The sequence below is a fragment of the Methylobacterium sp. AC832 genome, from assembly GCF_979256025.1.
In genome coordinates, this window is sequence record NZ_CEEDMV010000006.1 from 75,641 (window position 1) to 102,595 (window position 26,955).

General features: G+C 66.3%; 22 protein-coding genes. 10 read left to right on the plus strand and 12 right to left on the minus strand.

All coding sequences use genetic code 11. From position 1 onward, the window contains the following. Positions 1-2: 2 nt before the first annotated feature. The gene (locus tag AC0IXR_RS19335) at positions 3-854 is read right to left on the minus strand and encodes a DNA/RNA non-specific endonuclease (protein WP_471761844.1); all 852 of its coding nucleotides are present in this window, start codon (positions 852-854) and stop codon (positions 3-5) included. 679 nt (positions 855-1,533) lie between these two features. Here AC0IXR_RS19335 and dxs point away from each other — a divergent pair. The 7 genes from dxs (at position 1,534) to AC0IXR_RS19370 (ending at position 10,635) form a co-directional block, all read left to right on the plus strand. Further along, a complete protein-coding gene (gene dxs / locus AC0IXR_RS19340; protein ID WP_471761845.1) occupies positions 1,534-3,495 on the plus strand; it encodes a 1-deoxy-D-xylulose-5-phosphate synthase in 1,962 nt (653 codons plus the stop codon). 152 nt (positions 3,496-3,647) lie between these two features. Continuing rightward, positions 3,648-4,688 (plus strand): hopanoid-associated sugar epimerase, encoded by a 1,041-nt coding sequence (hpnA, locus tag AC0IXR_RS19345; protein WP_471761846.1) that lies wholly within the window; start codon positions 3,648-3,650, stop codon positions 4,686-4,688. Next, complete coding sequence (gene hpnC / locus AC0IXR_RS19350) at positions 4,685-5,599, plus strand: squalene synthase HpnC (RefSeq protein WP_471761847.1); 915 nt, start codon at positions 4,685-4,687, stop codon at positions 5,597-5,599. The genes hpnA and hpnC overlap by 4 nt, the downstream gene beginning before the upstream one ends. Beyond that, on the plus strand, positions 5,596-6,450 hold the full coding sequence (hpnD, locus tag AC0IXR_RS19355) for a presqualene diphosphate synthase HpnD (RefSeq protein ID WP_471761848.1): 855 nt from the start codon (positions 5,596-5,598) through the stop codon (positions 6,448-6,450). Before hpnC ends, hpnD begins: the two co-directional genes overlap by 4 nt. Continuing rightward, complete coding sequence (hpnE, locus tag AC0IXR_RS19360) at positions 6,450-7,766, plus strand: hydroxysqualene dehydroxylase HpnE (protein ID WP_471761902.1); 1,317 nt, start codon at positions 6,450-6,452, stop codon at positions 7,764-7,766. The genes hpnD and hpnE overlap by 1 nt, the downstream gene beginning before the upstream one ends. 37 nt (positions 7,767-7,803) lie before the next feature. After that, entirely contained in the window at positions 7,804-9,801 is a 1,998-nt protein-coding gene (gene shc, locus AC0IXR_RS19365; protein ID WP_471761903.1) for a squalene--hopene cyclase, read from the plus strand. 153 nt (positions 9,802-9,954) lie between these two features. Further along, positions 9,955-10,635 (plus strand): phosphorylase, encoded by a 681-nt coding sequence (locus AC0IXR_RS19370; protein ID WP_471761849.1) that lies wholly within the window; start codon positions 9,955-9,957, stop codon positions 10,633-10,635. A 125-nt stretch (positions 10,636-10,760) separates the two neighbouring features. Here the strand turns inward: AC0IXR_RS19370 and hpnH are convergent, their stop codons facing one another. After that, positions 10,761-11,924 (minus strand): adenosyl-hopene transferase HpnH, encoded by a 1,164-nt coding sequence (hpnH, locus tag AC0IXR_RS19375; protein WP_018044393.1) that lies wholly within the window; start codon positions 11,922-11,924, stop codon positions 10,761-10,763. 763 nt (positions 11,925-12,687) lie between these two features. Here hpnH and AC0IXR_RS19380 point away from each other — a divergent pair. Then, positions 12,688-15,354 (plus strand): MMPL family transporter, encoded by a 2,667-nt coding sequence (locus tag AC0IXR_RS19380; protein WP_471761850.1) that lies wholly within the window; start codon positions 12,688-12,690, stop codon positions 15,352-15,354. 105 nt (positions 15,355-15,459) lie between these two features. Here AC0IXR_RS19380 and hpnK read toward each other — a convergent pair whose 3' ends face one another. The 5 genes from hpnK to AC0IXR_RS19405 all read right to left on the minus strand — a co-directional run bounded on the left by hpnK (position 15,460) and on the right by AC0IXR_RS19405 (position 21,368). Continuing rightward, positions 15,460-16,299, minus strand: coding sequence for a hopanoid biosynthesis-associated protein HpnK (hpnK, locus tag AC0IXR_RS19385; protein WP_471761904.1), 840 nt, complete (start codon positions 16,297-16,299; stop codon positions 15,460-15,462). A gap of 488 nt (positions 16,300-16,787) precedes the next feature. Continuing rightward, positions 16,788-18,224: a hopanoid biosynthesis associated radical SAM protein HpnJ gene (gene hpnJ, locus AC0IXR_RS19390; RefSeq protein ID WP_056423872.1), complete on the minus strand. Its 1,437-nt coding sequence runs from the start codon at positions 18,222-18,224 to the stop codon at positions 16,788-16,790. A gap of 57 nt (positions 18,225-18,281) precedes the next feature. Further along, positions 18,282-19,496, minus strand: a complete 1,215-nt coding sequence (hpnI, locus tag AC0IXR_RS19395) for a bacteriohopanetetrol glucosamine biosynthesis glycosyltransferase HpnI (RefSeq protein WP_419952723.1) — start codon at positions 19,494-19,496, stop codon at positions 18,282-18,284. A gap of 106 nt (positions 19,497-19,602) precedes the next feature. Further along, a complete protein-coding gene (locus AC0IXR_RS19400) occupies positions 19,603-20,226 on the minus strand; it encodes an MlaC/ttg2D family ABC transporter substrate-binding protein (RefSeq protein ID WP_471761851.1) in 624 nt (207 codons plus the stop codon). Beyond that, complete coding sequence (locus tag AC0IXR_RS19405; protein WP_471761852.1) at positions 20,217-21,368, minus strand: HpnL family protein; 1,152 nt, start codon at positions 21,366-21,368, stop codon at positions 20,217-20,219. The genes AC0IXR_RS19400 and AC0IXR_RS19405 overlap by 10 nt, the downstream gene beginning before the upstream one ends. A 211-nt stretch (positions 21,369-21,579) precedes the next feature. Here AC0IXR_RS19405 and AC0IXR_RS19410 point away from each other — a divergent pair, with 211 nt between their 5' ends. Then, entirely contained in the window at positions 21,580-22,761 is a 1,182-nt protein-coding gene (locus tag AC0IXR_RS19410; RefSeq protein WP_056424469.1) for a hypothetical protein, read from the plus strand. 109 nt (positions 22,762-22,870) lie between these two features. Further along, on the plus strand, positions 22,871-23,770 hold the full coding sequence (locus AC0IXR_RS19415) for a MipA/OmpV family protein (RefSeq protein ID WP_471761853.1): 900 nt from the start codon (positions 22,871-22,873) through the stop codon (positions 23,768-23,770). A gap of 43 nt (positions 23,771-23,813) precedes the next feature. On the opposite strand, the gene AC0IXR_RS19420 is transcribed toward AC0IXR_RS19415, so the two are convergent. The 5 genes from AC0IXR_RS19420 to AC0IXR_RS19440 form a co-directional block, all read right to left on the minus strand. Then, on the minus strand, positions 23,814-24,047 hold the full coding sequence (locus AC0IXR_RS19420; RefSeq protein WP_471761854.1) for a hypothetical protein: 234 nt from the start codon (positions 24,045-24,047) through the stop codon (positions 23,814-23,816). A gap of 73 nt (positions 24,048-24,120) precedes the next feature. Next, complete coding sequence (locus AC0IXR_RS19425) at positions 24,121-24,732, minus strand: glutathione S-transferase family protein (protein ID WP_471761855.1); 612 nt, start codon at positions 24,730-24,732, stop codon at positions 24,121-24,123. Positions 24,733-24,856: 124 nt separating this feature from the next. After that, entirely contained in the window at positions 24,857-26,041 is a 1,185-nt protein-coding gene (locus AC0IXR_RS19430) for a dienelactone hydrolase family protein (protein ID WP_471761856.1), read from the minus strand. Between the two features lie 159 nt (positions 26,042-26,200). Further along, positions 26,201-26,410, minus strand: coding sequence for a hypothetical protein (locus tag AC0IXR_RS19435; RefSeq protein WP_056423859.1), 210 nt, complete (start codon positions 26,408-26,410; stop codon positions 26,201-26,203). A 110-nt stretch (positions 26,411-26,520) separates the two neighbouring features. Then, entirely contained in the window at positions 26,521-26,955 is a 435-nt protein-coding gene (locus AC0IXR_RS19440; RefSeq protein ID WP_056423856.1) for a response regulator, read from the minus strand.

Genomic DNA, 26,955 nt, shown 5'->3' on the forward strand with positions numbered 1-26,955 from the left:
GTTCAGAAGATCGACTTTAGAAACTCGCGAAGCACACGCCGCGCGATCCGCTCGAGGGTTGCAAGGGCCCATTCCTCGAAGCTCGGCTCATCGCGCGTGCGCCCTTTCGGTCGCCCACCCGCCGTGTCGCCCCGGGAATAGGTGCGCGGTTCGGGCAGGTCCATCATGGAAGCGACGAGCCCGGGAAAGACGTCGATCCCCGAGAGCGTCGTCAACTCGCCGAGCGGGATCGACCGCCAGTCCGCATCGGCGCGGTTCGGCACGAGATAAGCCGCCGCCTCGCCGCGGGCCGGATCGTACACCGCCTTGAACAGTGATGTCGGCACCAGGACACGCCCGTCGAGAGAATCGATGCTCGTGCCCGCATAGATCGTCCCGGTGACGACGAAGAGCTGCCCCCGCGCCACGGCGAGGCGTCGGACGCTCTCCTCGATCGCAGCCCACAGGCCCCGGTTCAGGGCACGGTCCTGGGGAACTACATTGGCCAGCGTGAAGGATTCGGCTTGCGCCGACTCACTCGGCATGTCCCCGGCAGGCGCCATATGGCCCCGGTCGAAGCCGCTACGGACATAATCGTCGAGCCGGGCGCGGCTAGCCACCGGCAGTCGGTCTTCCTCGTGGAAGGAATCGGTCCGATCGACGATGCGCGCCGCAGCGACGCTCGCCCGCGTCAGATGTTCGGAGGCGTAGACGGGGGTGCGCGACACGCCCGAATGCAGCACCGCGAAAGCCTCGTAGCAGAGGCTCGTCGTCTCCGCGGAGAGCTTGCGGTTGACGATCACCGGTACCTGCCCGCGAGCGAACAGGGAGGGGCAGGCGACGCCCGCCCGGCTCTCCTCCGCCGAAACCAACATTCCGACGAACAGGAACGCCGCCCCATGTGGCAGCCGCCTGAGGCGTACCCTCGGCGAGGCGGCTTCCGGGAGGATGACCCTCAATAGCAGACCCGGACCTTGCGCGTGCCGGAGGGGGTCGGACGCCAGCGATAGCCACAGGGCCGGCCGAGCGTTCCCTCGAAGGGGTGGACCCGCCGGTCGGGCTGCTGCGACGCGCCGGGATGGCTGCACCCATCGAGTCTGTCGCATGGGAGCCTGAATTCGAAGACCGGCGCCGGGACGCCGTCCCAGAAGCCCTGGCCGGACCGGGGAGACGCCACCGATGGTTCAGGACAAAGCGTCACACAGGCAGAAAGGCCCAAGAGCACCATCGCGGACAGGGGTCGACAACAGGTCATTCGGGCTCGCCGTGAAGTCATCGCCGTGCGAAAAGCCAATCTTCGACATTGATCGATCAGCCACAAATCCTTACCTCCTTCGGCCGTTCCAGGCACCAAATGCGTGGGGCACGGCCAGAAGACTCGATATGGCGACGTGGCATTGACCGACGGTAGCGTTATAATGCGCGTTGGTCACGGCGGCCACGCTGCATGAAAGTCGCCAAAGCCAGGATCGACGGATGTCTCGCCCGAAGCCGATAGCGGCAGGTGGGGCGCGTTGTCGATCGGTTACCTGATTCAAAGAAGTGAGTGAGCCATTGTCACGGATAGAAACCTCGATCCTCGACGGGCTTGACGAGACGTCTGCTCTTCGCGCGCTTCCCGAGAGCCAGCTTCAGGCGGTGGCGGACGCTGTGCGTCTGGAGATGATCGACGCGGTGTCGGTGACGGGCGGTCACCTCGGGTCGGGGCTCGGCGTGGTCGAGCTGACGGTGGCGCTGCATCACGTGTTCGACACGCCCGACGACCGGATCGTGTGGGATGTCGGGCACCAGGCCTACCCGCACAAGATCCTGACGGGGCGGCGCGACCGGATCCGGACGCTGCGCCAGCCGGGCGGGCTGTCGGGCTTCACCAAGCGGTCGGAGAGTGTCTACGACCCGTTCGGGGCGGCGCATTCCTCGACCTCGATCTCGGCGGCGCTCGGCATGGCGGTGGGCCGCGATCTCGACGAGTCGACCGCCAAGGCCAAGGGCCAGCCCGCTCCGAAGCGCCGCAACATGGTGGCGGTGATCGGCGACGGCTCGATGTCGGCGGGCATGGCCTACGAGGCGATGAACAATGCCGGCGCGCTGCATTCGCGGCTGATCGTGATCCTGAACGACAACGACATGTCGATCGCCCCGCCGGTGGGGGCGATGTCGGCCTATTTCGCCAGGCTGGCCTCGGGCGGGACCTATCGCGGCCTGCGCGAGACGGCCAAGCAGCTCGGCAAGTTGCTGCCGAAGGCGATCTACCAGCGCGCCGCGGCGGCGGAGGAATATGCCCGCTCGCTGGTGGTGGGCGGCGGCACGATGTTCGAGGAGATGGGCTTCCACTATGTCGGCCCGGTCGACGGGCACAACCTCGACCACCTCCTGCCGATCCTGAAGAACGTGCGCGACTCGGACCAGGGCCCGATCCTGCTCCATGTCGTGACCCAGAAGGGCAAGGGCTACGCCCCGGCCGAGGCGTCGGCCGACCGCTACCACGGGGTGGTGAAGTTCGACGTCCTGTCGGGCGTCCAGGCCAAGGCCAAGCCGAACGCGCCGGCCTATACCCGCGTCTTCGGCGAGAGCCTGATCAAGGCGGCGGATGCCGACGACAAGGTGGTGGCGATCACGGCGGCGATGCCGGGCGGCACCGGGATCGATCTTTTTGGGAAAGCTCATCCCGAAAGAACTTTCGACGTGGGCATCGCCGAGCAGCATGCGGTGACGTTCGCGGGCGGCCTGGCGACGGAGGGCTACAAGCCGTTCGTGGCGATCTACTCGACCTTCCTGCAGCGGGCCTACGATCAGGTCGTGCACGATGTGGCTTTGCAGAACCTGCCTGTGCGGTTCTGCCTCGACCGGGCGGGTCTGGTGGGCGCGGACGGGGCGACCCATGCGGGCGCCTTCGATCTGGCCTATCTGTGCTGCCTGCCGAACATGGTCGTGATGGCGGCCTCCGACGAGGCCGAGCTGGTCCACATGGTGGCGACCCAGCACGCCCATGACAGTGGCCCGATCGCCCTGCGCTATCCGCGCGGCGAGGGTGTGGGCGTGGATCTGCCCGAGCGCGGCGAGGCCCTGCCCATCGGCAAGGGCCGGATCGTCAAGCGCCCCGAGGGGGCGCGGGTGGCGCTGCTGAGCCTGGGCACGCGTCTGTCGGAGGCGCTGAAGGCGGCCGACCTGCTGGAGAGCGCCGGGATCGCCGTGAGCGTGGCGGATGCGCGCTTCGCCAAGCCGCTGGACGAGGCGATGATCCTGGATCTGGCGGCGAGCCACGAGGTTCTGGTCACCCTGGAAGAGGGTTCGGTGGGCGGGTTCGGCGCAATGGTGCTGCATCTCCTGTCGGAGAAGGGGGCGCTGGACACGGGCCGGGTGCGGGTGCGGACCCTGACGCTTCCGGACACCTACCAGGACCACAACAGCCCGGAGGCGATGTACGCCGAGGCCGGCCTCGACGCCGACGGCATCGTCAGGACCGTCCAGGCCGCCCTCCCCGAGCAGAAGGCCGGACGCCTGCGTCTCGCCTGACCTACGGCCCCCGGCGTGTGGCCGCGCACGGAACTCTTCGTGTGTGGCCGCGCTGCGCTTGTTCGCCCCGCCTAACGATGAGAAAAGGCCGGGCATGATGCCGGTTCGCCCCGGCGCGTCTCCTTGTCCAATCCCCTGACCCTACGAGAGAAATGACAGAGGCCACCCCTTCCGGCAGGTTCGACGAGAGCCGTTACGATGCCGGCCCGGTTCTCATCACCGGAGCGAGTGGGTTCCTCGGTGCCGCCCTTGTGGACGTGTTCCGCAAGGCCGGCTTCTCCGTGCGGATCATGGTGCGAGCCTCCTCCCCGCGCACCAACCTCGTCTGGAACGACGTCGAGATCGTCGAGGGCGACATGCGCGACCGCGCATCGGTCGCCGCCGCGCTCGCCGGCCAGCGTTACCTCGTCCATGCCGCCGCCGATTACCGGCTCTGGGCGCCTGACCCGGAAGAGATCGTCCGCACCAACCGCGACGGCGCCATCATCCTCATGGAGGAGGCGCTGAGGGCGGGGATCGAGCGGATCGTCTACACATCCAGCGTCGCCACCATCAAGCCGCATGACGACGGCACGCCCGCCGACGAAACGCGTCCTCTCACCCCCGGCACGGCCATCGGCGCCTACAAGCGCAGCAAGGTCGTCTCCGAGCGCGTGGTCGAGGAGATGGCGGCGCGTAACGGCCTGCCGGTGGTCATCGTCAACCCGTCGACGCCCATCGGCCCCCGCGACGTCAAGCCGACGCCCACCGGGCGGATCATCGTCGAGGCGGCCCTCGGGCGGATGCCCGCCTTCGTCGATACCGGCCTCAACCTCGCCCATGTGGACGACGTCGCCTACGGCCATCTCCTGGCCCTGCGCCATGGCCGCACCGGCGAGCGCTACATCCTGGGCGGCGAGAACGTGCTTCTGTCGCAGATGCTCGCCGACATCGCCGGCATGGTCGGCCGCAAGGCGCCGACCATCAACCTGCCGCGCGCCGTGGTCTACCCGATCGCGTTCATCTCCGAGCAGATGGCCCGGATCACCGGCAAGACGCCCTTCGCGACCATCGACGGCATCAAGATGTCGCGCTACCGCATGTTCTTCACCGATGCCAAGGCACGGGCCGAACTCGGCTATTCCGCGCGGCCCTACCGCGAGGGTCTGTCGGACGCCCTCGGTTGGTTCCGCCAATCGGGGTATCTGAAGTGACCGCAACCCTCGACAGCGCGACGGACGCGCGTTCGGGCAAGGGGCACAAGGACGAGAACTTTCCCGTCGCCTCCCACCTGATCCATCCGAAGAATCGCGGTGCGATCCTGGCCTTCTACGATTTTGTGCGTGCGGGCGACGACGTCGCCGACCATGCCGAGCTGTCGCCCGAGCGCAAGGTCGAGCTTCTCGACGACCTCGCCGATGCCTTGACCGGCAAGGGGCCCTCCGACCGCGAGGCGGAGCCGCTGAAGCGGGAACTCGCCGCGCGCGGCCTTCCGGCGACGCACGCCCTCGAACTCCTCGACGCCTTCCGCCTCGACGCGCGGAAGAACCGGTATGAGGATTGGGACGACCTCATCGCCTATTGCCGTCTCTCGGCCATGCCCGTGGGCCGCTTCGTCCTCGACATTCATGGCGAGGACCCGGCCGTGGTCTGGGGACCGTCGGACGCGATCTGCGCCGCGCTCCAGATCATCAACCACCTGCAGGATTGCGCGAAGGATTATCGCCGCAACGACCGGGTCTACCTGCCGCGGGACGTGCTGGAGCGCCACGGCGTCTCCGTGGACGCGCTCGCCGCCGACGAGGCCTCCCCTGCCCTGCGCGCGGTCATCCGTGAACTCGCCGAGCGGACCATGCTCCTCCTCGACGAGGGCGCGGTACTGCCCGACCTGATCGACGACCTGCGCCTGAGCCTCGAGATCGCGGCGATCCACCGCCTCGCCGTGGTGCTCACGAAGGGGCTGCTCACGCGCGACCCGCTTTCCGAGAAGGTCCATCACGGCAAGGCGGGCTTTGCCCTGACGGCTCTGGGCGGAATCGCCTCGACCCTGGCGCGGCGTCCGTTCCGCTCGCGCATCCTGCGCCGACACTCCACGCGCGTCGCGAGTCAGGGAGCGCAGTCATGAGCGCCACCGCATCACCCGCCCAGGAACCCGCGATGGCGCAGGACGCCGCCCTGCCGGCCGCCGGGTCTTCGTTCTACACCGCCATGCGGCTGCTGCCGAAGGATCGCCGGGAGGCGATGTACGCGGTCTACGCCTTCTGCCGTTCGGTGGACGACGTCGCCGACGATGGTGGGCCGGCGCCCGTCCGCGCGGCCGAACTCGACCGCTGGCGTGCCGATATCGATGCCCTCTATGCCGGAAATCCGGCTCCGCGCGTGCGCGACCTCGTGGTACCCATCCGCCGCTACGGATTGCTGCGCGAGGATTTCCAGGCGGTCATCGACGGCATGGCGATGGATGCGTTCGAGGACATCGTCGCTCCCGACGAGGCCACCCTCGATCTCTATTGTGACCGGGTCGCCAGCGCGGTCGGGCGACTGTCCGTGCGCATCTTCGGCCTGCCCGAGGCCGATGGCATCCGCCTCGCCCATCACGAGGGCCGCGCGCTGCAGCTCACCAACATCCTGCGCGACATCGACGAGGATGCCGAGCGCGGCCGTCTTTACCTGCCGCGCGAGAAGCTCGCCTCAATCGGCCTCACCGATCCGACGCCCCAGGCCGCCATCGCTCATCCGCGCATCGGCGAGGTCTGCATCGCCGTGGCCAGGGAGGCCGAAGCCCATTACCGCGACACTTGGACGATCATCGACCGCAATCCGCGCAAGGAAACCAAGGCTCCCCGCCTGATGGCGGCCGCCTACCGCCTTTATCTCGACGCGGTGCTGACGCGGGGCTGGACCATGCCGCGCGCTCGCGTGAAGCCCTCGAAGCTGGCCCTGCTCGGCGTCGCGCTGCGCCACGGGATTGTATGATGACGCAAATGCAGACCGGAACGGTCCATGTCGTCGGTGCCGGGCTCGCGGGCCTGTCCGCGGCGGTGTCCCTCGCCGAGCGCGGTCGGCGCGTGGTCGTCCATGAAGCGGCCAAGCAGGCCGGCGGGCGCTGCCGCTCCTACTATGATTCGACGCTCGGCCTGACCATCGACAACGGCAACCACCTGTTGCTGTCGGGCAACCGTTCGTCCCTCGACTTCCTGAAGCTGGTGGGCGCCCCCGCCGATGCCCTGACCGGGCCGGACGAGGCTGAATTCCCCTTCTCCGACCTGAAGACCGGTGAGCGCTGGACCCTTCGGCCGAATGCCGGGCGGGTGCCGTGGTGGGTGCTGCAGGCGTCGCGGCGGGTGCCGGGCAGCCGGGCGATGGATTATCTCGCGCCCCTGAGCATCCTCCGGGCCGCCTCGGGCAAGGCCCCCGGCCGTGCGGGCACGATCGGGGAACGCATGGAATGTTCCGGGCCGCTCTACGAGCGCCTCTGGCATCCGGTGCTGCTCGCCGCCCTGAACACCGACCCGCAGGAAAGCGATGTCGGCCTCGCCGCCACGATCCTGCGCGAAACCCTGGGCGCGGGCGGCGCCGCTTGTCGGCCCCTCATCGCCGTAGGCGGCCTTTCGGTCGCCTTCGTCGATCCCGCCTTGTCGTATCTGGCCAGGCACGGCGCCGAGATGCGCTTCGGCCGTCGCCTGCGCGGCCTCGGCGCCGATGCGGGTCGGGTCGATACCCTCTTGTTCAACGACGAATCGGTGACGCTCGGTCAAGATGATTCGGTGGTGCTGGCCCTGCCGCCGTGGGTCGCGACCGACCTGATCCCAGGACTTTCGGCTCCGCAATCCTACCGCTCCATCGTCAATGCACATTTCGCGATCCTTCCTCCACAGGGCTCGCCGTTATTGCTCGGTGTGGTGAACGGTCTGACGGAATGGCTGTTCGCCTATCCGGATCGACTGTCGGTCACCATCAGCGGTGCCGACCGCCTGCTGGATATGCCGCGGGAAGACTTGGCGAAGCAGATCTGGGCCGAGATCTCGACTTTGACCGGACTTGCACCGGAACTGCCAAGCTGGCAGATTGTCAAGGAGAAACGGGCGACCTTCGCGGCGACGCCCGAAGAGGCTGCGCGGCGCGCGAGTGCCGTGACGGCCCACGACAATCTCGTCCTGGCGGGCGACTGGACCGCGACCGGTCTGCCATCGACGATAGAGGGAGCGATCCGTTCGGGAACGACGGCCGCGCAAGCGCTCCTTAAAGGCGCGCCTGCGCGCCGTGAAGCTGTGACGCGCGGCGCGGCGTGAGGAAGGGGCCGCGTCAGGCGGCACTGAGGCGAGGATGATGCGAGAGGCATTCAAGAAGGTCGAGACGCTCCAGCGTCCCAAGACCCAGGAGATTTCCCTGGACGACGTCGAGCATGGAGTCATGCGGGCGACGCAGGCCCTGACGAATCTCGTCCATGCGGACGGGCATCTCTGTTTCGAACTCGAAGCGGATGCGACGATCCCCTCCGAATACATCATGTTCCACCAGTTCCGGGCGACGACCATTCCGCCCGAACTGATGGCCAAGATCGGCAATTACCTGCGCCGGACGCAAGGAAAGCATGGCGGGTGGTCGCTGGTCCATGACGGGCCGTTCGACATGAGCGCCAGTGTGAAAGCCTATTACGCGCTGAAATTCGTCGGCGACTCGATCGAGGCGCCCCACATGCGTCGCGCCCGCGAGGCGATCCTGTCGCGTGGCGGTGCAGCCAATTCCAACGTGTTCACCCGGTTCCTGCTGGCTCTGTTCGGCGAGGTGCCCTGGCGCGCCGTGCCGGTGATGCCCGTCGAGATCATGCATCTGCCGAAGTGGTTTCCCTTCCACCTCGACAAGATCTCCTATTGGGCACGCTGCGTGATCGTGCCCCTGCTGGTGCTGCAGGCGAAGAAGCCCCTTGCCAAGAACCCGCTCGGCCTCGGCATTCCCGAACTGTTCGTGACGCCGCCGGAGCATGTACGCTCCTGGCCGGGCAGCCCGCATGCGACCTGGCCCTGGACCCCGATCTTCGGCGCCATCGACCGGCTGCTGCAGGTCACGCAGGATTACTTCCCGAAGAAGCGCCGCCAGCGCGGCATCGACAAGGCCGTGGCCTGGACGAGCGAGCGCCTCAACGGCGAGGACGGCCTCGGCGCCATCTTCCCGGCCATGGTCAACACCGTGCTCATGTACGAAGTGCTCGGCTATCCGGCCGATCACCCGCAGGTGCTGATCGCCTGCGAGGCGGTCGAGAAGCTGGTCGTCGTCAAGGAGCACGAGGCCTATGTCCAGCCCTGCCTCTCGCCGGTCTGGGATACGGCCCTGGCCGGTCACGCGCTGCTCGAGGCCGGCGGCTCCGATGCCGAGCACCAGGCCCGGCGCGGGCTCGATTGGCTGCGTCCGCTCCAAGTGCTCGACATCAAGGGCGACTGGGCGGCCGGCCGTCCCAATGTCCGCCCCGGCGGCTGGGCGTTCCAATACGCCAACCCACATTTCCCCGATCTCGACGACACCGCCGTGGTGGTGATGGCGATGGATCGGGCGATGCGCCAGCACGGTCTCGTTGCCGACGTACCGGATTATGCCGTCTCCATCGCCCGCGCGCGGGAATGGGTCGAGGGCCTGCAATCGAGCGACGGCGGCTGGGCGGCGTTCGACGCCGACAACAACCATCATTACCTCAACAACATCCCGTTCTCGGATCACGGCGCCCTCCTCGACCCGCCGACCGCCGACGTCACGGCCCGCGTCGTCTCCATGCTGTCGCAGCTCGGCGAGACCCGGGAGACCTCGAAGGCCCTCGATCGCGGCGTGAAATACCTCCTCGACGATCAGGAGGAGGATGGTTCCTGGTACGGGCGCTGGGGGATGAACTTCATCTATGGCACCTGGTCGGTGCTCTGCGCGCTCAATGCCGCCGGCGTCGATTCGGCCTCGCCGGAGATCCGCAAGTCGGTGTCCTGGTTGATCCGCATCCAGAACCCCGATGGCGGCTGGGGCGAGGATGCCTCGTCGTACAAGATCGATCCGGCCTTCGAGCCCGGTTATTCCACCGCGTCCCAGACCGCCTGGGCTCTCCTCGCCCTGATGGCGGCGGGCGAGGCCGACGATCCGGCGGTGACGCGCGGCATCAACTACCTGACACGGACGCAGGGCGCGGACGGGTTCTGGTCGGAGGAGCGCTATACGGCGACCGGGTTCCCGCGGGTGTTCTACCTGCGCTACCATGGCTACCCGAAATTCTTCCCGCTCTGGGCCATGGCGCGCTACCGCAACCTCAAGCGTAGCAACACGCGGTCTGTCGCCTACGGGATGTAGGCTCTCCTCGACCCTCTCCCCTCTTTGGGAGGGAGTGCCTGCGAAGCATGCGGGAGGGGGCCTCTCCGGAAACGTCGCTCCCCTCTCCCGACCCTCGCTGACGCGAGGGCCACCCTCCCCCGCAGGGGGGAGGGAGTGCTGGCTGGAAATCCCATGCTCCCCATCCTCGTCGTCACCGGACTCTCCAAGGAGGCTCGGCTTGCCGCCGGCCCTGGAATCGAGGCCGTGGGAGCGGGTGGATCTCCGGAGCGCCTTCGTGCGCTGCTCGCCCTTCGCCGGAAGCCCGGATGTCGTGCCGCGATCAGCTTCGGCATCGCAGGAGGGCTTGATCCGTCACTGGTCCCCGGCGACGTGGTGATCGCCACCGGCATCGCCGATGAAACGGGACGCCGCGAGACCGACGCCGCCCTGCGCGACGCGATTCACTCCGCCCTGTCGAGAGCCGATCTGACGACGCACTCGGCGGACCTCGCCGGGGTCGACGCAGCGGTCGTGAGCGTGGCCGCGAAGGCCGAACTGCATGCCCGTACCGGAGCGGCGGCGGTCGATATGGAATCCCATGTGGCGGCGGATTTCGCGGCTCGCCACGGCATTCCGTTCGCTGCGATCCGCGTGGTCTGTGACCCGGCCGAGCGCGCTCTGCCCGCCTTCGTCACGACGGCACTGAAGCCGAACGGCGACCCCGACATCATCGCCGTTCTCACCGCCCTCGGTCGGAACCCGACCCATCTGCCGGCTCTGATCCGTCTGGCCAGGGATTCTGGAAGAGCCTTCGCCGCTCTGGCTCGCTGCCGTCCTGGCCTCGTGCCGGACTTCGATGAGCCCGGCGCATGACGCTCTGCCGGTGATGCCGCGCGGTAGCTGCCCGCCGTATTCAATCGATACGACTAACAAAAAGCCCCGCGATGCTGCTGCATCGCGGGGCTTTTTATTGACGCAGGAACGGCTTCCGCGTGGCGTCAGGCCGCCGTGCGGTTGCGGGCCTCACGCTTGGTGTCGACGCCCGAAGCTTTGATCTCGGACAGCTTCTGCGCCACGTTGCGCGAGAACACGAACTCGGCCGGGCGCTGGTTCTCGAGGCTGACCTCGGGAGCCATCTCGCCTTCGGTCTTGATCCCACGGATCGCGTGGATCAGCGGCTTCCAGGGCTTCTTCACGGAATCGACCACCGAGGAGGCCTCATATCCGGAATGGACCATGCAGTCGGCGCACTTCTCGTAATTGCCGGTGCCGTAGGAATCCCAGTCCGTCTCCTCCATCAATTCCTTGAAGGTGGCGGCGTAGCCCTCACCGAGCAGGTAGCAGGGCTTCTGCCAGCCGAACACGGTGCGGGTCGGGTTGCCCCACGGGGTGCAATGGTAGGTCTGATTACCGGCCAGGAAGTCGAGGAACAGACCCGACTGCTGGAAGGTCCAGTTCTGGCGGCCCTTCTCCTTGCCGTGCCGGAACACGCCGCGGAACAGGTCCTTCGTGGCCTTGCGGTTCAGGAAGTGCTGCTGGTCGGGCGCGCGCTCGTAGGCATAGCCGGGCGAGACGGTGATGCCGTCGATGCCGAGCTTCGTCACGGTGTCGAAGAAGTCGGCGATCTTGTCGGCCGAGGAATTGTTGAAGAAGGTGCAGTTGATGGTGACGCGGAAGCCCATCTCCTTCGCCTTGGCGATGGCGGAGACAGCCTTGTCGTAAACGCCGCGCTGGCACACCGACTGGTCGTGCATCTCCTTGTCGCCATCGAGATGGATCGACCAGGTGAAGTACGGGCTGGGCTTGTAGTCCTTGATCTTCTTCTCGAGCAGAAGCGCGTTCGTGCAGACGATCGCGAATTTCTTCTGCGCGATGATGCCCTCGACGATCTGCGGCAGGTCCTTGTGGAGCAGCGGCTCGCCACCGGCGATCACGACCATGGGTGCGCCGCACTCTCGCACGGATTCCAGGGCGTCGGCCACGGGCAGGCGCTTGTTCAGGATCTCGTCCGGGTAATCGATTTTTCCACAGCCGGCGCAGGCGAGATTGCAGCGGAACAGCGGCTCCATCATCATCACGAGCGGGTAGCGCTTGCGACCGGTGAGGTGCTGCTTAAGAATGTAGCCGCCAATCTTCGCGACGTAACGGAGGGGAATACCCAAGACGCGGCTCCTTATTTTTGGCCCCGATATGATCGGGTGCATTACCGTGAAAAGCGGCGGAATTCCAGCGAACTAGGTTAGAACCACGGTCGATGGGGACGCCTTGGTGGGCGGACGGGACGTGTTTGAGCGATCCTGGGACAATCCAGCCACAGGTAGAGCGTGCCAGCCACAGGTAGAGCGTGGCACATTGGTCCAGGATGACGTCCGCCGCGCCATGATGACGGACCTTATCCCAAAGCACGGTGCTTTTTCCTAGTCGGTCAGGGTATGCCTGAACTGCGCCGGGCCGTGATCACGTCATCGGCATCACTCTGCCATGCGGCGCCCCGGGCATGTCCTAGCTAGGGTTTCGCCTTGCGCCGCAGCGAAGCTCATCCGCAGTGCGCGGACGCACCTCATCCCTTGAACCGGGCCCGATAACCCTGTCTCGTTGCATTTCTACCTGCGGATGACTACGGAAACGGTCGACCGCGAGGTGCTCCCACTGGTATGAGCGCGGTCGAGATTGGATATCTCGTCGGCACGACCCATCTGCGAGAAGCGGCGCGTCGCGGCGATTCTCAAAGGAATTTCTGTCACGATCCTTGTCAGGAGCCTTTGGCAGGGACTCGTGGCCAGGGACTCGTGGATCGCGCCGACAGATGATAACCGACATCCGGACCAAGACCGGTTCCACGTCGAACGTACCGGCCGTCCCACGCATCCGCGGGGACCGGCGGACTCATTCGGGCGACCGCGTCGCTAGGCAGGCAGGATACTTGTGATCGAACGTCTCGTCGCGTTTTCCGTCCACAGGCGCTGGCTCGTCATCACTCTCGTGGCGATTCTCACCATCGGAAGCGCAGCGCTCGGCGCGCATCTGTTCCGGATCAACACCGATGTCGAGCGTCTGATCGATAAGGACGTGCCCTGGCGGCAGGACGAGATCAATTACGAGAAGGCGTTCCCCCAACGGACCGGAACGCTCGTGGCGGTGATCGACGGCAAGACGCCCGAGGTCGCCGAGGAGGCGGCCGCCTCCCTCGCCAATGCGTTGCTCGACCATCCCGAACAGATCGAGACGGTGTACCGCCCGGATGGCGGGCCCTTCTACGACAAGAACGGCTTCCTGCTGATGCCGCAGGAGGAGCTGAGCAAGACCATGGAGCAGCTCGTCCAGCAGCAGGGGCTCCTCGGTCCGCTCGCGGCCGACCCGACCCTGCGCGGCGTCATGCGGGTACTCGGCCTCGGGGCCAAGGGCATCAAGAGCGGCGATGCCAAGCTCGAAGACCTGGACGGTCCAATGACGCGGATCGACGAGGTGCTGCGTAAGGTGCTGGCCGGCGAGCCCGCACGTCTGTCCTGGCAATTGCTCCTCTCCGGCGGCAAGGCCCAGAGTACCGAGCTGCGCAAGTTCATCATGATCCAGCCGAAGCTGGATTATGCCGCGCTCCAGCCCGGCGCGGATGCGACGAAGCTCATTCGTGGCCTTGCCACCGACCTGAAGATCAACACCCTCGGCGGCCTCGATGCGGCCGACAATCCGCGCATGCGCCTCACCGGCCCGGTGGCCGTGGCGGATGACGAGTTCGCCACGCTCTCGGACGACGCGCTCCTCAATAACGGCGTCACCGTCGCGGCGATCGTGCTGTTCCTGTGGCTGGCCCTGCGCTCGCCGTCCTTGGTCACGGCGGTGATCATCACCACCTTCGCGGGTCTCATCGTCACCACCGCCCTCGGCCTCCTCATGGTGGGCGAGCTGAACCCGATCTCGGTGGCGTTCACGGCCCTGTTCGTGGGGTTGGGGATCGATTTCGGCATCCAGTTCGCCGTACGCTACAGGGCCGACCGGTTCGAGCAGCCCGACCTGTCGAGCGCGATCCGCGCCGCGGCGCGCGGGGTTGGCTGGTCTCTAAGCCTCGCTGCCATCTCGCTCCTGGCGGGCTTCTTCGCCTTCCTGCCAACCGCCTTCCGCGGCGTGTCCGAGCTCGGTCTCATCGCCGGCGTCGGCATGATCGTGGCGTATCTGTTCTCGCTGACCCTGCTCCCCGCCCTCATCGCCGTCTTCAAGCCCAAGGGTGAAGCGCGGGCGGTGGAGACGACCTGGCTGTCGGGCGTCGATCCCTGGATCATCCGGAACCGCAAGCTGGTGCTCATCATCGTCGGCGTGATCACGGTGGCGGGCATCCCGCTCCTGTTCAAGCTGCCGTTCGACTCGAACCCGATGCACCTGCGCAGCACCAAGGTCGAATCGATCTCGACCTATCTCGACCTGATCAAGGATCCCGAGACGAGCCCGAACCTCATCGACGTGATCGCGCCTTCGGTCGCGGCGGTGCCCGAACTCGCCGCCAAGCTGAAGGCCCTCCCCTCCGTCGCGAAGGTCATCGACATCGATACCTTCGTGCCGCCGGACCAGGACCAGAAGCTCGCGACCATCGCGGAGACGGCCGAGCTCCTCGGACCGATCCTCAATCCCGTCCGCAAGCCGCCGCCGCCGACTGATGCAGATACGGTCAAGGCGTTGAAGGAGGCTGCCGCTGCCCTTAAGGGGATCGCGACGGGCAATGCCGGTGGCGCGAATGCCGCGGGCTCCCTGGCTGGTACTCTCGACGCACTCTCGACCGCGACCCCGCAGATCCGGGAGGCGGCGAACGTCGCCGTCACCACCGACCTGAAGACCCTGCTGGTCCGCCTTCGGAGCCTGCTGGCTCCAGAAAAGGTCACCCTCGACAACATCCCGCCGAAGCTGAAGGCCGAGTGGATCGCCTCGGACGGTCGGGCACGGATCGAGGTGCATCCGAGCGGGGATGCCAACGACAACGTGGTTCTGCGCCGCTTCGCCAAGGAGGTGCAGTCGGTCGCACCCCACGCCACCGGTGCTCCCGTCGCCACGACCTCGTCGAGCTACACCATCCTCGGCGCCTTCGTTCAGGCGGCGCTGACGGCTCTGGTGGCCATCTTCATCATCCTGTCCGTGGCGCTGCGTAAGCCCTGGGACGTGGCGATGACGCTGGGTCCGCTGGTGCTGGCGACCTTGTGGACACTGATGGCGCTGCACGTGGTCGGCATGCCGCTGAACTTCGCCAACATCATCGCCCTGCCGCTGATGTTGGCGGTGGGTGTCGCCTTCCACATTTACTACGTCATCGCCTGGAGGGCGGGTGTCACCGACATGCTGGCCTCCAGCCTGACGCGTGCGATCTTCTTCTCGGCGCTCACCACCGGCACGGCCTTCGGTTCGCTCGTCCTGTCGAGCCATCCCGGCACGGCCAGCATGGGCAAGCTCCTGGCCCTGTCGCTGTTCTTCACCCTTGTCGCCGCCTTCTTCGTGGTTCCCGCCTTCCTCGGTCCCCCGCCGGAGCAGCCTGACCCGAACCGTCCCGAAGGCGACGAGGCCATGGCCGGCGTGAAAGCCCCGAGGCCGGAGCCGGTCTCGGCTAAATAGGCCGGGATCGCCGACTCGGGGAATCTCTCAAGGTCACCAATGAAAAGGCCGCCGTCGCGTCAAGCGACGGCGGCCTTTTTCGTGTCCGTTCCTGCGATCGGACGGCTACAGGAAATCCGAGAAGCCGCCTCTGTCCGCGCCGACCTGCCTGATCGCGTCGATTGCCTCCGGCGAGATCAGGGCGTCGCGCTCTGCCGCATAGGCGTAGCCCGGCGCCTCGCCGGGGAAGCCGCCGCGCGTGGCGGGATGGGTATAGAGCTCGGTCAACCCATCCGGCAGGTGCCCCAGGAGCCCCGCCACGCGCTGCGGAGTCATCGCGCCGGACCATGCCAAGCCCAGGGTACGGTCGGGGATCAGCAGGCCGGCCTGGCGGGCGCGAACCGCGAGGAGCCCGGCCCAGGGGGCGATATCGAGGGCGGGCTTCGGGGTCGCACCGGGCTCTGCGGCGCGTAGCACGGCGCGGGGCTCGCGCGGCACCCGGATCGCCCGCATGCCGTATCGCCGGCCGATGGCCAGGACGCGCCCGGCGATGAGCGGATGCACATGGAAATGCTTGTGGGCGTTGACGTGGTCGAGGGGTAGGCCAGTGGCTCTGTAAGCTTCGAACTGCGCTGTGATTTCCGCTGAAAGCTGCCGCCGTGCCGAAGGTTTCACCGCGAGGTCGAGGCCGAGGCGACCCATGTCGCGTCGGATCAGCCCGTCCGCATCCACGAGGTCGGGCAGTTCGGCCGGGGGAAGCGTCGGCCAGGCCTCGACCATGACGAGGTGCAGTCCGACGCGAAGGGAGGGAAGGCGCCGGGCGCGGGCCACCGCGTCGGCCGCCGCCGGTGCCGAGACCATCAGGCTGGCAGCGGTGAGGATGCCCTCGCGATGGGCCTGCTCGACAGCCTCGTTCACTTCCCGGCTCAGGCCGAAATCGTCGGCGGTCACGATCAGGCGTTTCATGGCGGCCTTGGTCATGCTCGATGGTCCTCGTCGTTCGGGGGCTCGGGCGATGCGCCGGCGAAAGCATCGCGGCCGTGGTCCAGAGTCGCGCCGCCTTTCCCGCCCGAGAGGGCTTGAAGGAGGCGCAGGTTCACGAGCTCAGGGGTGCTCTTCGGCATCCGGTCGGCAACGTATCCCTCCCGCCGCCGGCCAGCCTCCGTCGCAGTGGGAACGGGCGAACGCCCGTGGCCTGCAGAGCCCGATCCAGACTGCCCGAAGGTCGGAACCGGAGAACGTTCGAGGCTGCCCAAACAGCAGAAAGGCGAACCCTTTCGTCGTTGACCGCGCCCGTACGAGCGCCGCGCCAAGGATCTAGAGCAGGCGGAGTGGGGTTGGAACCGGCTTTCCGAGCCCTGACCACCACCCGGCGGGCGCTTGAAACAAGAACGGCCGGGCGTTGAGCCCGGCCGTTGCTGGAGAAGTATGATGAAGGTTGGGCGACCTGAGGATCAGGCAGCTTTGGACGTGCCGGTCTGACGCTCCTTGAGGAAGCGGTAGAATTCCACACCCTCGCGCAGGCGGCGCTTCATCATGTCGGGCGAGCGCACCATCTCGGAGACGATGGAGGCGATCTTCGGGGCGCGGAAGTAGAACTTCCGGTAGAATTCCTCGACCGCCGCGAAGATCTCGGAATGCGACAGGTGCGGGTAGTGCAGCGGGGCGATCTGTACGCCGTTCTCGTCGACGAGCTCGGCATTCTCCACGTCGAGCCAGCCGTTCTCCACGGCCTGCTTGTAGAGGAAGGTGCCCGGGTAAGGGGCGGCCAGCGAGGCCTGGATCGTGTGCGGGTTGATGCGCTTGGCGAAGGCGATCGTCTCCTGGATCGTCTCGCGGGTTTCGCCCGGCAGGCCGACGATGAAGGTGCCGTGGATGGCGATGCCGAGGTCGTGGCAATCCTTGGTGAACTTCTCGGCCACCTCGACGCGCATGCCCTTCTTGATGTTGTTCAAGATCTTCTGGTTGCCGGACTCGTAGCCGACGAGAAGCAGGCGAAGGCCGTTCTCCTTGAGCACCTTCAGGGTCTCGCGGGGCACGTTCGCCTTGGCATTGCACGACCAGGTCACGCCGAGCTTGCCGAGTTCGCGGGCGATCTCCTCGGCGCGCGGGAGATTGTCGGTAAAGGTGTCGTCGTCGAAGAAGAACTCCTTCGTCTGCGGGAACTCCTTCAGGCAGTACTTGATCTCTTCGATCACATGCGCGACCGAACGGGTGCGGTAGGTGTGGCCACCCACGGTCTGCGGCCAGAGGCAGAAGGTGCAGCGGCTCTTGCAGCCACGGCCCGAATAGAACGAGATGTAGGGGTGCTTGAGGTACCCGATGAAGTACTTCTCCATCTGGAGGTCGCGCTTGTAGACCGAGGTGACGAAGGGCAGCTGGTCCATGTCCGTCATGATTTCGCGGTCCTCGTTATGGACCACGACTCCATTGGCGTCCCGGTAGGACAGGCCCTTGATCTCGGACATCGGCGTGCCGTCGGCGACTTCCTTGACGGTGAAGTCGAACTCGTTGCGGGCACAGAAATCGATACACGGGGCCTGGGCCATGGCACCCGCCGCGTCGACCGCGACCTTGGCGCCGATGAGCCCTGCGATGAGCTTGGGGTTAGCGGCCTTGAGAGCCTCGACGGTCTTCACGTCGGACTTGAAGGACGGCACCGAGGTGTGCAGCACCACGAGGTCGAAATCGTTGGCTTGGGCCACGATCTCGGCGAGCTTGATGTTGTGCGGGGGGGCGTCGATCAGCTTCGAGTTCGGCACGAGGGCGGCCGGCTGGGCGAGCCAGGTCGGGTACCAGAACGACTTGATCTCGCGCTTGGCCTGGTAGCGAGAGCCCGCTCCGCCATCGAAACCGTCGAAGGTGGGGGCCTGGAGGAAGAGCGTGCGCATGGGGTTCAAGGCCTCAGCGAGGGACGGGAATGGGGCGGGTTCAGAGCGAAGCGAGAGTCAGAGCGGGGACGCGCCGGCATCGTGGCCGAGGCTGCGCTCCGGGATCAGCGTACCGTCCGCAACCACCCGATAATCGTGACCTTTCCATGTCACCGCCCCCGACACGAAGCTCCAGGAGAAGTTCATGAAGGAGAGGATGTCGCGAATCGGCAACAGCCAGTAGGGGTGCGGAGCGAGACCGAAGGCGCGCTCCAGGCGGACGCAGAGGATGATGCGGCAGGCGAGCGCCAGGGCCGCCACCACGAGTCCGCTCGTGTCGGCTCCCGGAATCAGGGCGCCGATGAGCGCCAGCGGGAAGGCATGGGTGACGATGGAGCCGGCATACCCGGCCGGATCGACGTTGCGGATGGTCCGGTTCCAGCGCAGCTCGTGCTTCCACAGGCCGGCGAGATCGGTGTCGACGCAGGTATGCCCGATCGTGAAGGTCGGGATCGCCACGAGACCGCCCTTGGCGCGCAGGGCTTCGCCCACCGCGTAATCGTCGGCGAGATCGTCGCGGAAGGCCTCGAAGCCCCCCATCTCGGCGAGCGCCTTGGTGGTGAACGCGATGGTGGAGCCGAAGCAGGGCTTGGCCAGGCCGAGCGAGGTGCCCATCACGACATTGGGCAGGAACTGGACGTCGATGGCGAGCGCCGAGAGATGAGCCCAGACGCCGCGGTTCGCCGGTACGCCATGGTAGAGGCAGGTGACGCCGTTGACGCCGGGCTGAGCCAGCTCGGCAACGATCCGCTCCAGATAATCGGGCTTTGCCACCATGTCGCTGTCGGCGAGCACGATCACCTCGTGGGCGATCAGCGCCGACATGTTGATGAGGTTGGAGACCTTGCGGTTCGAGCCGTGCTGGCGTGCATCGATGACGAGGTCGAGCTTGAGGTCGGGATAGGTTTCGGCGAGGCGGCGCACGACGGCGATCGCCGGATCGGTGGCGTTCTGCACGCCGAAGACGACCTGCATCGGGCCGGCGTAGTCCTGGCGGCAGAAGGTCTCGAGGTTCTCGTAGAGATTGGGCTCCATGCCGCAGAGCGGCTTCAGGATGGTCACCGAGGGACGCGCTGCGTTCGCCGCCAGGAGGGGAACGGGGCGGCGTGCGTAGCGGCTCGCCAGGAAGGCAGCCGTCAGCCCGTAGACACAGCCGGCCAGGGCCATGAATTGGAACAGGAGCGAGAGCCAGCTCAGGTTCGCCGAAGGCAGATCCGTCAAGGTGAGGTCCATGATGGGCGAAGCTCGGTCACGGTTTGGTTGAAGGTGCCGCAAGGTCTGGAAGGCGACACGGGCGGGTTCGTCCGGCCAGGCCCGACGAGGGGCGTCTGGCCTGCGTCTAAGGCTTTGGTTTGGCGGCGAGCATCGCCGTGGTCCGATCACGAAGGAATTTCAGCAGGCTTTCCGCCCCGCCCGCCTTCAGCGGATCGGCGAAGCTGCCGCGCATGGCGGCGATCTCGCTGACATTGCCGTTGAGATAGACGTCCTGGATGCGGTTGCTCGAACCCACGAGGTAGTCGACCTGCGAGGCGTCGCCCTCCGAATTGGCGACCTCGGTCTGGACCACGCGGTTCTGGCCGCGCGCTTCACTCTCGGGCTTGATGTCGAACTTGCCGCCGGCGGCCTGCGACAGGCGGGTGGCATAGGTCGCGGTGAAATACTGTTTGAAGGCTTCCGTCAGCGCGCCCTGCTGCTCGGGGGTGAAGCCTTTCCATTTCGCGCCCACGGCGACCCGCGCCATGGTGGCGAAATCCATGCTCTGGTCGAGCACCGGGCCGATGACCAGGGCCCTGCTCTTCACGTCGGCTTCGGGCGCCTTGAGGGCGCCCTCGAAGCTGGAATAAAGGCCGCGTACGGTCTGCACCGCCGCATCCTCCGCCGCACGGGCGGGCCCGACCGACAGGAGGGTCGCTGCGAGAAGGGTCGAGGCCACCAGCCCCGATGCGAATCTGCTCACGCGCATTTCCGCAGCGTCTCCATCTCGCTCTCCATCGAGCGCGACACGATGTGGTTTCCCGCGGAATTGGCGGGCACCCGCGACACGGGCATGGAATCCAGGCTCACCGCCCGGGCAATGTCGCCTCCGACTTTCGGCGCGTTCTGCTCCACCGACCTCTGGTCCCGAAACGTCCGGTCTTCCACGTCCGGCGCGACCGTCTTGCCTTCCATGAAGTGCCACGCGACGAGACCGGGCACACCGACCATGAGATCGGCCAGACGCTTCACCAGGGAGAGCGCCAGGGCCGCCTCGGCGGGGATGTCGAAGATCGCGCAGAGGGCGATGAGGCCGCCTTCCTGGGCACCGAGCGCCCCCGGCACGGCGAAGGCGGCACCGCGAACCGCCTGGGCCAGGCTTTCGATGACGATGGCCTCGGCGACCGTCACCGGATAACCCATGAAATGCAGAGCCACATAAACTTCGGCGGCGCCGATGATCCAGCCGATCATGTGCACGCCCATGGCGCCCACGACCCGCTTGGGCGAGGAATAAAGTCGGCGCAGGCTGTCGAACAGAACATCGACCGCGCCGAGCGCGCGCCATTCACGGGCGGCGGCAAAGCGGCTCAGCAGGGCCTGGATGATGCGGTGCCCGCTGCGGCGCTGGATCAGGAAGAAGGCGCCGAGAGCTGGGGCCGCGATGGCGAGACCACCGGCGACGGTGCGTACCACGGGGCCATCGCCATGTAGCCAGGCGAGCAGGGCGACGCCGCCGACCGTGAAGAGGAACTGGGTGACCGCCTGGGTCATCAGGTCCACGAACATGCTGGCGCCGGCGAGCCCTCCGGAGAGGCCGCGCTGCGTCAACAGCCGCGCTCCGACGAAGTCGCCGCCGACGGTGGCCACGGGGAGGAGCGTGTTGATGCCCTCCCGCACGAAACGCAGCGAAATGCAGTTCCACAGGCTCGGACGGTCGTCCCGCGGGAAAACCGTGAACCAGCCGAGGCCGGCCCAGCCGACGGCGACCGCACGGGCCAGCACGACGATGCCAGCGCCCCAACCGGCACTCACCACTGCCGCGGCGACGTCATCGAGACCCGATGACAAGAACAGTCCTGCAACTGTGCAGAGGCCGACGATGAGGGCCAATGTCGTCAGACGCTTCATGATCCCCCTTCGACCGTCGGCGCGGACGATTTTTTAGAGAATTTCACCGACGACCCGGACGAAAAGCCTTCCGGAAAACGTTGGCCTCATCGGAAGTTGCAGCTTTGGATTTCGTTGTCTATCACCCGATAGACACAGTGCGAGCCAAAGCGGCGCTGAGGCTTCTGCCTCGAAGAAACAGCCGCGCAAAGGCACGACCAAGGGACGAATGATGGACCGCGAAGCTTTCACCACGGCGCAGGATGCCGTGCTCGCCGACGCGCAGATCGATACCTACGACGCCAATTCGGCAGCCTATCGCGGGACGCCAGCCCCGAAATCGCCGGTCATGGCATGGAACGAGTGGGACCCTCTGGAAGAGGTGATCGTCGGCAGCCTCGACGGTGCGACCATTCCGTCCCACCACCTCACGGTGATCTTCAACCTGCCGCGCGCAGCGCAGCCGTTCTACCGGTTCGCCGCGGGCTTCCGGTATCCGAAGTTCATGAAGAAGCTCGCCCAGGCCGAGCTCGACAACTTCATCTCGATCCTCGCCGGCGAGGGCGTGAAGGTGCGTCGGCCCGACACGGTGGATTTCTCGCGCAAGTACAACGCCCCGCGCTGGTCCTCCCGTGGCTTCTGCGTTGCCTGCCCGCGCGACCCCTACCTGGTCATCGGCGACGAGATCATCGAGAGCCCGATGTGCTGGCGGTCGCGCTATTTCGAGGGCGACGCTTACCGCTCGCTGTTCAAGGAATATTTTCGCAACGGCGCGCGTTGGACCTCGGCGCCTCGGCCGCAGCTGACGGACGAACTCTACAATTACGATTACCGCGTGCCGAACCTGAAGGCCGGCGAGCCGATGCAGTTCACCGTGAACGAGTTCGAGCCGGTCTTCGACGCGGCCGATTTCGTCCGCTGCGGCCGCGACCTCTTCGTCACCCGCTCCAACGTGACGAACCTGATGGGGATCGAGTGGCTGCGCCGCCACCTCGGCTCGGGCTTCCGCGTCCACGAGATCGAGAGCCGTTGCCCGCAGCCGATGCATATCGACTCGTCCTTCATGCCGCTGGCCCCGGGCAAGGTGCTGGTGAACCCGGATTATATCGACGTCGAGAAGCTGCCCGCCGTGCTCAAGAAGTGGGACGTGCTCATCGCGCCCCGCCCCGACCCGGTCGAGGGCTTCATGAGCAAGATTTCGATGTGCTCGCCCTGGACGTCGATCAATGTGCTGGCCATCGACGAAAAGAAGATCGTCGTCGATGCAAGCCAGCCGACCTTGATCAAGGCACTGAAGGATTGGGGCTTCGATCCGATCCCGGCGCCGTTCCTGTCCTATGGGCCCTTCGGTGGCTCGTTCCACTGCGCCACCCTCGACGTGCGTCGCCGCGGTGCGTTGAAGTCCTACTTCTAATCTGAGAATCGCTTCGGCGCGCTTGTCGCGCCGAAGCGATTTTTTGTCGGTGCCAACATAGGTCTATCGTTGCGTCGGCTTTGTCGTGATGCGTTAGGGAATTGTGTCTATGACCTCCGTCATGGACACGATGCTTCTCAACCCATCCTCGCGCCCTGTCCAAAGGACGAGCCTTGCCGCCATGCCGGCGCTGGCCCTCGCGGGCTCGCTCATCGCGGCGAGCGGCGCCGGAGCCGCGGATCTCATGGAGTTGCAGAGGCCGCCGACGTTCCTCGCCTTGGACCAGAATCTCTGGGTCGTGACGGTGACGGCGACGGTGCAGGCGACGCCGAGTTTTCCGGGGTCGAACGAGTATACCGCCATCGGCTACCCATCGATCAGCATCGCCAAGGCCGGTACGCCACGCCGGTTCTCGTCGCCGGATGACGGGATCAGCTTCTCGCTCTACGATTCGCCGCTCTTCAATGCCGGGCTGACGGCGGAGTACGTGCCCGGCCGCTATTACGGCGACAACCGACGGGACCTGTTCGGTCTCCGCGATGCCCAGTTCGCCATCGAGCCGGGTGTCTTCGTCGAGTATTACCCCACGCAATGGCTGCGCGCCCGGGCCGAACTGCGCCATGGAATCTTCGGGCATCACGGCTTCGTCGGCTCGCTCGGCGCCGACGTGATCCAGCCCTTCGACCGCTGGCAGGTCTCGGTGGGCCCGCGCTTCAACTTTGGCGATGCCAGCTTCGCCAGGCGCTATTTCGGCGTCAAACCGTTCGAGGCTGCGCTCAACGGGACGCTGACGCCGTTCCAGCCCGACAGCTACGTCACCGTCGGCGGATTGGGAGCAGTGACCTATACGTTCGACGAGCGGTGGGCCGCCACTGGGTACGTTGGCTATAACCGGATCGTCGGCTCATCCGCCGAGAGCCCGTTGGTGCGCCGCCAGTTCGGATCGCAGAACCAATACACCTTTGGCATGAAGGTGAATTACAGTTTCACCACGCAGCCCTGGTTCTAGAGACCAAGGCCTGAGGTAGCGGGCGCCTGTCCGAGCCGCCGTTTCACCCGACGGTATGGGCTTGGCCACCCCCGTTCGGGACGGCATGCGCGACGAGCGCCCGCCGCCACGTGAATCCGGCGAGGGCGAGAGCGAGCCCGTATTGCAGCATTCCGTTCTCGGCGAGATCCGCCGGCGCGATTTGTGTCTGGATCGCCCAGCGCGTCAGGGCATTGAGCAGGATCAGCCCCGCGCAGAAAACCGCGGCGGTGATCAAGGCGGCAACGAAATCGGGCATGGCGCGACCTCCGGAGAACCGGAGGCGAACTTTGCAAGGCGCGCGCCAGTCTGACGGCTGAAGCGGTGCCGGTTCAGGCCGCCGGTGGTTTCGTCACCACCATCGCGGGATGTTCGGCAAAGCCCGCGAACCACGCCGCCAAATCCCTATGGTCCCGCGTCCAGCCGAGTTCGGCAAAGCGCAGGTCGAGATATCCGAGGGCGCAGCCCAGGCTGATCGTTCCGATATCGACCCGGCCGAGGAGGCGTTCCGCCCCTGCGTCGAGGGACGCGAGCGAGCTCCGGATCTTGGCCTCCTGACCGTCCATCCAGGTGCTGGAGCGTTCGGAGGCGTCGCGTGCCGTGAGTTCGTAGCGGATCAGCAGAGCCGCATCGAGAATGCCGTCGGCGATGGATTGGTCGTTGAGCGCCGTCCATCTCGCGGGACCGGCCGAGGGGAACAGCCCTCCCCCGGCTTGGGTGTCGAGATACTCGCAGATGACCCTGCTGTCGGCCAATGCGTGGCCCTCGTCGTCCAGCAGGGTCGGAACCTGTGCCAGCGGATGATGGGTCAGGATGGTGCCGTCGCGCTTCACCGGATGGGCCGCGCTCGGCAGCAGCTCGATACGGTCGACGATGCCCAGCACGTGGGCACAGGCCATGACCTTCCGCGCGAAGGGAGAGAAGTGCGAGTGGAACAGCTTCATCGTGACCTGTAGAGCTCGTTGCGCAGGCACAAGACCGTGCCGGCCTGCTGTTTGCGAGAAGCTACCGCGATGACAGGCCCCGGTGCCCCGCGCCTGAACCCTGACTCATCTCGGGTGTGATGGATCAGGGACGTCGCACCGGCTTGGGCTTGGGTTGCGTAGCCGCTGCAGGCGTCGGAGCCGGCGCATGCGCGGCCGCCGGAGCAGCACGGGGCGTCTCCACGACCAGACGCTTCACTGGCCAGCCGTCGCTCCAGCGTTCCATGTCGCTGAGCCGCGGATTGGCCCTGAGGGTGGTGGCGTCGCCGCCGAACGCCGCTGCGGCGGCCAGATCGAACGTCTTCCAATAGGCGAGGTAATCGAGGCTATCTGCCCGAGAATTATTCAGTTGCGCGAGCAGTGTCGTCTGCTCGCCGGTCAGCGACATGTCGGCCGACCATTTGAACGGTGTCGGCGGCTGCTTGGGATCTTTCGGCGGCTCCGGCGGAAGCTTGATGGCTCCCCCATCATAGGCCGTGTCCACGGCACCCGGCGAGGTCAAGGTCGCCGTCAGCGAGGGAAAGCCGTGGTCGTCGGAGAGCGCGCGGATGAAGAGTTTGCGCTCGGGCGCGACACCGCTCGCCTCACGCAGGAGCCGCTTGGCGGCGAGATCCGCCGCGCGGGCATCGCGGTCGCCGATGACGGTGATGACGAGTGTCTCGGATGGGATCTTCGACAGGTCGCGTAGCACGACGCCCCTGGATTTGGCGTCGCTGGCGATCCCCCCCGGCATGATGGCGAAGACGAGGCGCGGTACGGGCAAGCCGGTGCTGTCGGCATCGGCGGCGAGGTTGGCGGCGATCGGAGCCCCCGCGAGGTGGCCGATCAGGGCGACTCGCTTCGGATCCGGTTTGGCGTCGGGATCGGATTCGAGTTCCGCGAGGGCGGCCTTCACGAGTTTCTCGGCATTGCCCGTGGCGTCAGCCGGCCGCGTCCGGTTGACCTCCTGGAAGCGCGGAAACAGCACGAGATATCCGGCGCGGGCGAGGTGATCGATCCAGGCCCCGTAGGGCTGCGGGTTCGGGGCCCCCCAGGCGTGGAGGAACACCACGACGGGCCGTCCCTCCGTAGGCGCGGCACCAGCTGAGTAGAAGACGAAGGTCGCGGCACTCGGCCGTCCCAGCGCCCGCTTCACGATCGAGAGGGAGCGGTTTCCCACACCGCCGGGGCCGTCGGCAGGCTGGTTGGGGGGCGTCGCGGCGAAGGCCGGTTCGCATAACGGCGCAGCGACCAGCAAAGCGCCGAGAACGAGGCAGGCTTTCAAACGCATGACGGGCTCGTCAGATCGATCCGGAAGGGTCCGTTCGACATATCAGGTTTTAGGACATCGATGGGGAGGCGATCCAAGTCTTGCGCCAAGTCTCAGCGGCCGTGCGTCATTCGGGCCGCACCGATCACGTCGTCCCGATCGCGGCAGGGGCGAACGATGCTAGCGCCCGGCCTCGGTTTCATTGCGCCTTTCATCGATCAGCGCCGCCAGACGAAGCAGTTCGTCGGGCGCGGAACGATCAATCATATCACCGTAAAGGAAGCGTAGATCCTCGCCGACTTTCTGCATCATCCGCGCCTCCGAGAAGACCGTATAGGAATGCCCGGGGCGGCTGATATTGGCCATATTGGTATTGGCGGCGCTGGTCATTGGAAACCCATGGCCCGTCACTGATCGACGGGGGACTGAACCAACCAACGGTTGGAGCCCGTCAAGTTTCCCTATGATCTATGATATTTTTAGAGCGGCCCGGTGGCACGTCAGGGAGCGGTACCACCGATCACGTCTATGCCCGCGCCTTGCGCGGGAGCACGGCCCGCCGCTTCCTCGACCCAAGCGAGGATGTCGGATGCCCGCCACGGTTTCGGGATGAAAGTCGCGGAAATCCGCAGGTCACTGGGCTGGTCGCCCGCATCACCGGATGTGAGAAGCACGCGTACCCGCGGCCAGGTGACTCCGATGATCCGCGCGAGTTCGAAGCCGCCGATGGGGCCAGGGGTTCGCACATCGGAGAAGACGACGCTCACAGCGCCGTCCTTCTCGTTCAGGATGGCGAGGGCGCGTTCGGCCGTTTCCGCCTCGATGACGCTGAACCCGGTCTCTTCGAGGAGTGCGGCCGCAAGGTAGCGCTCATCCGGCTCGTCCTCGACGACGAGGATGATGGGTCTCTCGCCTGATGGATTCGCAGCACTCAT

Coding starts and splice junctions, on each gene's coding strand:
- hpnD (WP_471761848.1), top strand. CDS start 5,596: ATGAGCGCCACCGCATCACCCGCCCAGGAACCCGCGATGGCGCAGGAC.
- AC0IXR_RS19420 (WP_471761854.1), bottom strand. CDS start 24,047: ATGCCCGATTTCGTTGCCGCCTTGATCACCGCCGCGGTTTTCTGCGCG.
- hpnE (WP_471761902.1), top strand. CDS start 6,450: ATGACGCAAATGCAGACCGGAACGGTCCATGTCGTCGGTGCCGGGCTC.
- AC0IXR_RS19370 (WP_471761849.1), top strand. CDS start 9,955: ATGCTCCCCATCCTCGTCGTCACCGGACTCTCCAAGGAGGCTCGGCTT.
- AC0IXR_RS19410 (WP_056424469.1), top strand. CDS start 21,580: ATGGACCGCGAAGCTTTCACCACGGCGCAGGATGCCGTGCTCGCCGAC.
- hpnK (WP_471761904.1), bottom strand. CDS start 16,299: ATGAAACGCCTGATCGTGACCGCCGACGATTTCGGCCTGAGCCGGGAA.
- hpnI (WP_419952723.1), bottom strand. CDS start 19,496: ATGGACCTCACCTTGACGGATCTGCCTTCGGCGAACCTGAGCTGGCTC.
- AC0IXR_RS19435 (WP_056423859.1), bottom strand. CDS start 26,410: ATGACCAGCGCCGCCAATACCAATATGGCCAATATCAGCCGCCCCGGG.
- AC0IXR_RS19440 (WP_056423856.1), bottom strand. CDS start 26,955: ATGAGTGCTGCGAATCCATCAGGCGAGAGACCCATCATCCTCGTCGTC.
- hpnA (WP_471761846.1), top strand. CDS start 3,648: ATGACAGAGGCCACCCCTTCCGGCAGGTTCGACGAGAGCCGTTACGAT.
- AC0IXR_RS19425 (WP_471761855.1), bottom strand. CDS start 24,732: ATGAAGCTGTTCCACTCGCACTTCTCTCCCTTCGCGCGGAAGGTCATG.
- AC0IXR_RS19400 (WP_471761851.1), bottom strand. CDS start 20,226: ATGCGCGTGAGCAGATTCGCATCGGGGCTGGTGGCCTCGACCCTTCTC.
- AC0IXR_RS19405 (WP_471761852.1), bottom strand. CDS start 21,368: ATGAAGCGTCTGACGACATTGGCCCTCATCGTCGGCCTCTGCACAGTT.
- AC0IXR_RS19335 (WP_471761844.1), bottom strand. CDS start 854: ATGTTGGTTTCGGCGGAGGAGAGCCGGGCGGGCGTCGCCTGCCCCTCC.
- AC0IXR_RS19430 (WP_471761856.1), bottom strand. CDS start 26,041: ATGCGTTTGAAAGCCTGCCTCGTTCTCGGCGCTTTGCTGGTCGCTGCG.
- AC0IXR_RS19415 (WP_471761853.1), top strand. CDS start 22,871: ATGACCTCCGTCATGGACACGATGCTTCTCAACCCATCCTCGCGCCCT.
- hpnJ (WP_056423872.1), bottom strand. CDS start 18,224: ATGCGCACGCTCTTCCTCCAGGCCCCCACCTTCGACGGTTTCGATGGC.
- shc (WP_471761903.1), top strand. CDS start 7,804: ATGCGAGAGGCATTCAAGAAGGTCGAGACGCTCCAGCGTCCCAAGACC.